The 8,427-nt window shown below is 71.3% G+C and carries 8 protein-coding genes; 3 read left to right on the top strand and 5 right to left on the bottom strand.

The genetic code is table 11. From position 1 onward, the window contains the following. Window positions 1-233 precede the first annotated feature (233 nt). Window positions 234-782: a streptavidin gene (locus tag VR44_RS28775; RefSeq protein ID WP_045950539.1), complete on the top strand. Its 549-nt coding sequence runs from the start codon at window positions 234-236 to the stop codon at window positions 780-782. Between the two features lie 206 nt (window positions 783-988). Then, on the top strand, window positions 989-2,236 hold the full coding sequence (locus tag VR44_RS28780; RefSeq protein ID WP_045950540.1) for a cytochrome P450: 1,248 nt from the start codon (window positions 989-991) through the stop codon (window positions 2,234-2,236). Window positions 2,237-2,283: 47 nt separating this feature from the next. Here the strand turns inward: VR44_RS28780 and VR44_RS28785 are convergent, their stop codons facing one another. The 5 genes from VR44_RS28785 to VR44_RS28805 form a co-directional block, all read right to left on the bottom strand. Further along, a complete protein-coding gene (locus VR44_RS28785) occupies window positions 2,284-3,828 on the bottom strand; it encodes an AMP-binding protein (protein WP_157880422.1) in 1,545 nt (514 codons plus the stop codon). 49 nt (window positions 3,829-3,877) lie between these two features. After that, window positions 3,878-4,993, bottom strand: coding sequence for an 8-amino-7-oxononanoate synthase (locus tag VR44_RS28790; protein WP_045950541.1), 1,116 nt, complete (start codon window positions 4,991-4,993; stop codon window positions 3,878-3,880). A 16-nt stretch (window positions 4,994-5,009) separates the two neighbouring features. Then, window positions 5,010-6,137, bottom strand: a complete 1,128-nt coding sequence (locus tag VR44_RS28795; protein ID WP_245692394.1) for a beta-ketoacyl-[acyl-carrier-protein] synthase family protein — start codon at window positions 6,135-6,137, stop codon at window positions 5,010-5,012. 53 nt (window positions 6,138-6,190) lie between these two features. After that, window positions 6,191-6,433, bottom strand: coding sequence for an acyl carrier protein (locus VR44_RS28800; protein WP_045950543.1), 243 nt, complete (start codon window positions 6,431-6,433; stop codon window positions 6,191-6,193). Between the two features lie 100 nt (window positions 6,434-6,533). Then, window positions 6,534-7,739: an MFS transporter gene (locus tag VR44_RS28805; RefSeq protein WP_052713868.1), complete on the bottom strand. Its 1,206-nt coding sequence runs from the start codon at window positions 7,737-7,739 to the stop codon at window positions 6,534-6,536. Between the two features lie 334 nt (window positions 7,740-8,073). On the opposite strand from VR44_RS28805, the gene VR44_RS28810 reads away from it, so the two are divergent. Then, the coding region (locus VR44_RS28810) for an aminotransferase class III-fold pyridoxal phosphate-dependent enzyme (RefSeq protein ID WP_157880423.1) at window positions 8,074-8,427 on the top strand (354 nt) is incomplete at its 3' end.

An 8,427-nucleotide genomic window follows, 5' to 3' on the forward strand; every position in this document is an offset into this window, starting at 1 on the left:
GTCATCAATAGTACGATTTTCACCGAACATGTGCCCTTGGCAACCATCGACCGAGACCTCGACCATCCCGTTCTGCCGCCAGGGGCCCATGCCGTATTGCTGTTTGTCCACCGGCACCGTCAGGTGCGCGGCCGAGGTCACAAACCTTGACGGGCGGGAATCGGGAAACGCGCACAACATGCGCGTCGACCGACCCGTCGGCAACACCTAGGGGAGTATTTTTCGTGTCTCACATGCGCAAGATCGTCGTTGCAGCCATCGCCGTTTCGCTCACCACGGTCGGGATTGCGGCCAACGCCTCGGCGGACCCCGCGAAGGACTCGAAGGCCCAGGTCGCGGCGGTCGACGCCGGCATCACCGGCACCTGGTACAACCAGCTCGGCTCGACCTTCACCGTGACCGCGAACACGGACGGCAGCCTCACCGGCACCTACGAGTCGGCCGTCGGCAACGCCGAGAGCCGCTACGTCGTGACCGGCCGTTACGACACCGCCGCCGCCACCGGCACCGGCACCGCCCTCGGCTGGACGGTGGCCTGGAAGAATGACTTCCGCAACGCCCACTCCGCCACCACGTGGAGCGGCCAGTACGTCGGCGGCGCCGACGCGAAGATCAACACCCAGTGGCTGCTGACCTCCGGCACCACCGCGGCCGACTCCTGGAAGTCCACCCTGGTCGGCCACGACACCTTCACCAAGGTGAAGCCGTCCGCCGCTTCCATCGACGCGGCCAAGAAGGCCGGCGTCAACAACGGCAACCCGCTCGACGCCGTCCAGCAGTAGGACGCGTCCGGGCACCCAGGTGCCGAGACGCCGAACCGAACGCGTGCGGGCCGTCCGGAGGATCCCTCCGGACGGCCCGTCCGTCGGCGGACCCGCCCCCGGCGCCGTCCACGCGAGATGCGTCTCACACGGGCTGGTCCCCAGCGGGTATTCACCGTGATCATGAAGGCTTGATACCGTCGTCCGGGGGAAGGTGAGTTGACGTGATGGTGGCAATACCCGTTGGCAGTGTGGATCTTTTCGACCAGGAGTACGCGCTCGACCCGTATCCGGTGATGGCGGCACTCCGCGAGAACGAACCCGTGAAGTACGACGAAAACACGGGACTTTGGCTGATAAGCCGGTACGAGGACGTGCGCACCATTCTCCTCGACCCGGAGAATTACCTTCCGGACAATGCGATCGATGCGATCGGGCGCTTCTCCGTGCCGACGCTGCGCGTCCTCGCACGGGTCAAGTTCGACCTCCCGCAAACGCTTGCAAACAACAGCTCGGACAGCCACGCCGGCTATCGGCGCATCATGACCAGGCTGTTCAACGCCCAGGCCGTCAACGCCTCGGTGCCGATGGTCGAGAAGGTCGTGGCGGAGGCGCTCGACGAGGTCGAGCGGCACCTCGCCGCCGACGGCACCTGCGATCTGGCCACGACCATCGCGCGGGACGTGCCCTTCCGGGTGATGCTGCGGCTGCTCGGTCTGGAAGCGGCCATCGACGTGGACATCGACACCCTGGCCCGGTGGAGCGACGCCTCTCTGGAGCTCTTCTGGGGCCGCCCGCGGGGCGAGCGCGAGGTGGCGCTGGCCCGCGAGGCCGCCGAGTTCTACGCCTGGCTCACCGCACTGGTCTCGAAGCCCGCGCCCGAGGAGGCCACGCTGCTCGGCGCGCTCGCCGCGCACCGGCTGCCGGACGGGGAGCCGCTGGGCGTGACCCAGAAGGCCGCCGTCCTCTACTTCATGATCATCGCGGGTCAGATGACGACCACCCAGATGCTCAGCACCATGTACCGCAGGGCCCTCCAGGAGCCCGGCCGGTGGCGGCGGTTCGCCGAGTCGCCGGCGACCGTCGAGCCCTGGACCGAAGAGGTGCTGCGGCGGGATCCGCCCATCACCACCTGGCGGCGGGTCACCGGCCGGCCCATGACCCTGTCCGGCGTGGACCTCCCGGCGGGTGCGCCGCTGCTGCTGATGCTCTCGTCCACCGGCTCGGACACCGAAGTCTTCGACAACCCCGAGCAGCTGTGTCCGCACCGGGCCAACGTCCGCAAGCACCTGTCCTTCGGCTTGGGGCGGCACCGCTGCTCCGGCGCCGAACTGGCCAGGATGGAGGCCGACGTGGTGATGCGGATGACCGCCGAGCGGCTCCCGGACCTCAGGCTCTCGGACCGGTCCTCGCCCGAGATGCTGGCGCTGCTCTCGTTCCGGGCCCCGCTGCAGGTCCTGGTGGAGCGGGACTGAGCGGAGCCCCGCTGTCGGGTCCGCCGCCACGACGGGCCACCGCCCGTTCACAGCACCTCCCGCATTCCGTGCCGGCCGCCGAGGAGGATGCTCCGCACCCGCCCGTGGTCGATCTTTCCGCCGGACGTGTAGGGCAGGGCGTCCGCCTCGAACAGCCGCCGGGGGCACATCTGCCGTGACAGGTGGGCCGAGGCCCTGTCGCGTACCTCCGTCAGCCCGAGGCGGGCACCGTCCCGCCACCGGACCACCGCGCACACCAGGTCGCCCCAGTGGTCGTCGGGCAGTCCGACCACCGCGGCCTCGGCGATCTCCTCCAGCTGGAGCAGGGCCGCCGCGACCTGCTCCGGGTGCACGTTGAGCCCGCCGCTGATCAGCATCCCCTTCCTCCTGCCGACGAGGTGGAGGTAGCCGCGCTCGTCGACGCGGCCGATGTCGCCGACGGTGAACCAACCGTCGGCGTCGGGGCCTTCGCCGTCCGCGGCCGAGAGGTAGCAGGTGAAGAGCATGTCGCTGCGCACGTGCACCTGGCCCGGCTCGTTCACGCCGACCTCCTCGCCCGAGGGCGAGCGCAGCGAGAGCTCGACACCGGCCGCGGGCCTGCCGACCGACTCCCGGGGGCCGTCGGCGTCCCCGTGGAGCACGGAGACCAGGCTGAGTTCCGTCGCCCCGTAGAACTCCACGGCATCGGCGTTCGGGAAGAGCTCCCCGGCCAGGGCGCGGCGGGCCGGGGACCATTTCGCCCCCACCGAGAGCAGGGAGCGCACCTCGGGGAAGCGGCGGCCCGGGTGGAGGCGCGCGTGTTCGAGCAGCGCCTGGAACATGGTGGGCACCAGATAGAGCCGGGTGACGGAGTGCCGCTCGATGTCGTCGAGTGCGCGGCCCGCGTCGAAGGCGGGCATCAGGCAGACGGTCGCGCCGACGTGCAGTCCGTGCACCAGGCCGAAGAGGAAGTGCGAGTGGGCGAGGGAGCCCGGCAGCAGGATCGTGTCGCGCGCGTCGATACCGAACTCGTCGGTGTACCGGTCGAAGGTGCGCAGCCAGGACCGGTGCGAGCGGACCACGCCCTTGGGGCGGCCGGTGCTCCCCGAGGTGAACCCGACGTGGAGGGGCGCGCTGTCCGGCACCCCGGCGAACTCCGCGGGCCCGGCGGAGTCCTCCCCTGCCCCGTGGCCGCGGCGCAGCCAGGCCTCGAAGCCGGGTCCGGCCACCTCCAGCAGGGTGGCGGGGGGCACGTGCCGCGCGAGCGGCCCGTCGGCGCTCTCGCAGTACAGCCGGGCCGGCGGTGCGTCGCGCAGGACGGCGGCGAGTTCGGCCTCGCTCCACGCCGGGTCGAGGACCATGACGGGGATGCCGGCGACGGCCGCGCCGAGGAAGATCCGCGCGAACTCCTCGCGGTTGCCGAGGAGTACGGCGATCCGGACCCCGGGGCCGGGTCGCGGGCCGAACTCGGCCCGCAGGGCCCGGGCGACGTCGAGCGCGCCGCGCCGCAGCGCTGCGTAGCTCCACCGTCGCCCGGCTCCCCCGCCGATGGCGAGGGCAGCCCGGCCGGGTGTGTTCACGGCGTGCCGGAGGAACCCACCGGCGATCGTCATGACGGTCTCCCTCACTCCGCCCGGGCCAGGTCGCCCCAGGACAACCTCCTTACCAGGGACTGTGCTTGACCACCACGTCGATGGCACGGTCGATCTCGGACTCGGTCAGGTCGGCGCGGGAGGTGAGCCGGATCCGGGAGAACCGGTCGGGCACCGACGGCGGGCGGAAACACGCCACCTTGACGCCGTCGGCCAGGCAGTCCGCCGCCCACTTCGCGGTCTGGGCCGCGGAGGGCCCGCGGACCGAGACCACGGCCGCCTGCGCCTCGGTCACCGGCAGCCCGATGGCCGCGAGCCGCTCGGCGAGGGTCGCCGCCACGTGCCGGGTCCGGGCCGGACGGTCCGGCTCGGCTCGCAGCACCCGGAGCGCCTCGAGGGCTCCGGCGGCCGAGGCCGGGGCGAGCCCGGTGTCGAACAGGAAGCTGCGGGCCATGTTCATGACGTGGTCGATCACCCGGCGGGGACCGATCACGGCGCCGCCCTGTGCGCCCAGGGACTTGGACAGGGTGATGGTGGTGACCACGTCGGGGCTGCCGGCCAGCCCGGCGGCGGCCACCGCCCCCTCTCCGCGCTCGCCGATGACGCCGAGCCCGTGCGCGTCGTCGACGTCCACGAGGTCACCGTCGACGGAGAACACCGACTCGGTGACCGCCAGCGCGCGCTGCTGCTCCCGTTCGGCGAGCACCCGCTCCAGTGCCTGCGGATCGGCGTGCGCGATGTCGACCACGTCCGCGCCCGACAGCCGGTAGCCGTCGATCAGGGAGGCGTGGTTGAACGCGTCGGAGGCGATCAGGGTGCCGGGGCGGGCCAGTGCGGTGACCGCGCCGAGGTTGGCCAGGTAGCCGGAGGAGAAGACCAGCGCGGCCTCCGCTCCGCTGAACTCGGCCAGCTCCCGCTCCAGTTCGGCGTGCACTTCCGTCGTTCCGGTGGCCAGCCGGGAGCCCGTCGAGCCGGCGCCCCAGGTCAGGGAGGCGTCGGCCACCGCCTGGACCACGCGGGGGTGGCGGGTGAGGCCGAGGTAGTCGTTGCCACCGAAGTCGATCACGTCCGGCCGGGCTCCGCGGACCTGGACCCGGCGGGTGAGGCCCGCCCGGTCCCGGCGCCGCGTGCTGTCGTCGATCCAGGCGAACACGTCGCCCGGATCGCTGTGTCGCTCTGCTTCCATCGCTTCGCTCCGAACGCTATCCGGCAGGGCCGAGGACGAGGACGCCGTTGTGGCCGCCGAAACCGAACGACTGGGTGAGGGAGGGGCCGGGCTGCCACTTCCGGCCTTCGCCGGTCACCACGTCGACGGCGAGCGCCGGGTCGACCGTGGTGAGGCCGACGGTCGGCGGTATCAGCTCATGGCGCATGGACAGGAGCACCGCGACGGCCTCCAGCGCACCGCCGGCGCCGAACGCGTGTCCGGTCGCCCCCTTGGTGGAGGTCACCGGCGGGCACGTGTCGAACACCGACAGGATGGCGTTGGTCTCCGCCTCGTCGTTGCGCAGGGTGCCCGTGCCGTGGGCGTTGATCTGCCGCACCTCCTCCGGGCGCACTCCGGCGTCCTCGAGGGCGAGGCGGATGCACCGGGCGGCGTCGCCGCCGCCGGGGGCGGGCATGGTGATGTCGTGGGCGTCCGCCGTGCTGCCGGAGCCGAGCACCTCGCCGTAGATGGTGGCACCGCGCGCCACCGCCGTGTCCCATTCCTCCAGGACGAGCACGGCGGCGCCCTCGGCGATGGCGAAGCCGTCGCGTTCCGCGTCGAAGGGCCGGGTGCGGCCGGAGGCGGACAGGGCCCGCATGTTGGTGAACCCGGCGACGATGGTGGGCGTGATCGCGGCCTCGGTGCCGCCGGCGAGCACCCTGTCGCAGGTGCCGTCGGCGATCATCCGGGCGGCGTGTCCGATGGCGTGGGTGGCCGCGGCGCAGGCGGTCTCCAGGCTCTCGCACGGACCGCGCCAGCCCTGGCGCATGGCCACCGTCGCGGCGGCGGCGTTGGCCATCATCATCGGTACGAGGAACGGGGAGACCCGTCGGGCGCCGCGCTCCTGGTGGATGACGGTCTGCCGTTCGAAGGTGCTGACCCCCGCCAGCGCGGTGGCGACGACCACGCCGCTGCGTTCGGGGTCCACCTCCGTGAGTCCCGAGTCGCGGTGGGCCATGTCGGCGGCGGCGACGGCGAACTGGGTGAACCGGTCGGTGTGGCGGGCTTCGCGGACGTCCATCCAGGGCGACGGGTCCCAGTCCGTCAGTTCCCGGTGGCCGTCGGGCGGGGTCTGGAAGAGGCCTTCCCAGAAGGCCTCCGCGCCCGTGCCGCAGGCACTCACGACACCGAGTCCGGTGACCGCGACGCGGCGTGCCCCTGCCGTCCTGCCGGCCATCACGCGACCAGCGAGAGGATGAGCCGGTGCAGGTCCTCGACGGTGTGGATGTCCTCCACCGCCTCGTCGGGCACCGAGATGCCGAACTCCTCCTCGATGGCCATGACCAGCTCCACCAGGATGAGGCTGCTGGAGCCCAGGTCCTCGGTCAGGTTCGCGTCCGGGGTCACGGACTCGGCCTTGACCTGCAAGACGTCCACGGCGCAGGTCGTGAGCCGGTCGAAAACGTCATCGTTAGCCACGGGTGGCCAACCTCCCCCAAAATAAGATGAATTATCTGTTTCATACCGTTCCAGCTCCGGAGCCCCTGTGTCAGCACCGGAGAGCCGGAAGTCATCAAGGTCACACCTCGTGCGCGGGCGCCACGGCCCGTCCCTTGCGAGCCGCGGAAAGCCTCGGAAGGACGACCAGCGCCAGAGCGATCAGCTCCAGGCAGGCGCCCGCCCACGCGAGGGCGGCCGGCGAGAGCCTGTCGAGCACCGCCCCGCCGACCGCGCCGCCCAGGGCCACGCCCAGGTACGACGCGGAGCTGTTGACGGAGATCGCCACGCTCGGGGCGGTGGGAGCCAGGTCCAGCACGCGGTGGATGGCGGTGGGCGGTTCGGCCCAGTAGACCGTTCCCCAGGCGACCGTGACGGCGAGGAAGACCGCCACCACGACCGTCGAGTCAGAGGCGAAGCACCCGGCCAGAACCGCCAGCAGCACCAGGGCCGCCGCGACGCCCGACACGGAGGCGGTGAAGGTCCGCTCCGCGCCGACACGGTCGCTGAGCCGTCCGCCGATCGCGTTGCCGACCGCGCCCGCGACACCGAACACCAGCAGGACGATGCTCACGCTGGCGTCGTTCATGCCGGTGGCGGCCCGGGTGAACGCCGCCAGGTAGGTGAAGACGGTGAAGCAGCCCGCCACCGCGAACAGGTTGGCCAGCACCGCCAGCAGGACCGGACGCTGTGCGCCGATCCGCACCCGGTCGCGCATGCTGATCACCGGAGGCTGCGGCACCGCGGGCAGCACCAGGAACAGCCCGATGAACACGGGCAGGGCCAGGGCCACGACCAGCGCCAACGTCAGTCGCCAGCTGCCGAGTTGTCCGACCAGCGTACCGCCGGGCACGCCGAGCGCCGTGGCCACCGTGAGCCCGCCGATGATCAGGGAGACCGCCCGGCCCCGGTACCGCTCCCCCGCGAGCGCCGTCGCGGTGGCCGCGGCGGTGTTCATGTAGAGGGCAGCGCTGATCCCGGCCAGGATCCTGGCCGTCATCAGCACCCCGTACGTGGGGGCGAGCGCACCCAGGACGTTGGCGAGCAGGAAGGCCAGCATCGAGCCGCGGAGCATGACGCGCCGGGACAGGGCGGCGGTCAGGGTCATCAGGACCGGTGCGCTGATCGCGTAGCTGAGCGCGAAGGCCGTGACGAGCTGTCCGGCCACCGGTTCGGACACGTCCAGTTCACCGGCGATACGCGGAAGAATCCCGCTGATGACAAATCCGTCGGTGCCGACGGCGAAGGAGCCGATCGCGAGCAGCGCCAGAATCACCTTGTGGGGCATGACGCCTCCCAGGGACCCCGTGCGCGATCACGCGTGTCAGGATCGTGAATTTCCGAGCTCCCCTTTCAAGTCGAGCCGGTCTCGTGAACCGGCTGTACGAACGGGGTTGTTCCGATCAACGTACCAGCAAGCAAGTCCAGGTAATAACGAGGCCGGAGTTGAGGTCGATCACGCCGGTCGATGGCCGAAATGCATTGGCTCGCCGACGGCTTGAACCAATCAGAAGTTGATTTCCAGTCAAACCGCCATCCGCTCTGATAGATGTGGCTCAAATGCAATGCGTCGGTCGTTACACTCGGAAAATGGACGAACCGCCGAGGAGGATTCGGACCCCATGACCCCAGCCGCGCCGCCGATGGACCCCGACCAGCTCGTCGCACTCGACCGGGCCCATGTGTGGCACCCCTACGCGCCCATGCCGGGGCACGGCGATCCGGTCGTCGTCGAATCGGCCTCGGGAGTACGCCTGCGCCTCGCCCGTCCCGTGGAGGGGGTGGACGAACTCGTCGACGGCATGTCCTCGTGGTGGGCCGCCGTGCACGGTTACCGCCACCCCGTCCTCGACGCCGCCGTGCGCGACCAGCTCGGCAGGATGAGCCATGTGATGTTCGGCGGCATCACCCACGAGCCCGCCGTACGGCTGGGGGGGGGGGGCGGCGCGGACACACCCCCCCCCCCCCCCCCCCCC

This window comes from Streptomyces katrae (assembly GCF_000966975.1).
Taxonomy (GTDB): Bacteria; Actinomycetota; Actinomycetes; order Streptomycetales; family Streptomycetaceae; genus Streptomyces; species Streptomyces katrae.

Coding starts and splice junctions, on each gene's coding strand:
- VR44_RS28775 (WP_045950539.1), top strand. CDS start 234: ATGCGCAAGATCGTCGTTGCAGCCATCGCCGTTTCGCTCACCACGGTC.
- VR44_RS28780 (WP_045950540.1), top strand. CDS start 989: ATGGTGGCAATACCCGTTGGCAGTGTGGATCTTTTCGACCAGGAGTAC.
- VR44_RS28785 (WP_157880422.1), bottom strand. CDS start 3,828: ATGACGATCGCCGGTGGGTTCCTCCGGCACGCCGTGAACACACCCGGC.
- VR44_RS28790 (WP_045950541.1), bottom strand. CDS start 4,993: ATGGAAGCAGAGCGACACAGCGATCCGGGCGACGTGTTCGCCTGGATC.
- VR44_RS28805 (WP_052713868.1), bottom strand. CDS start 7,739: ATGCCCCACAAGGTGATTCTGGCGCTGCTCGCGATCGGCTCCTTCGCC.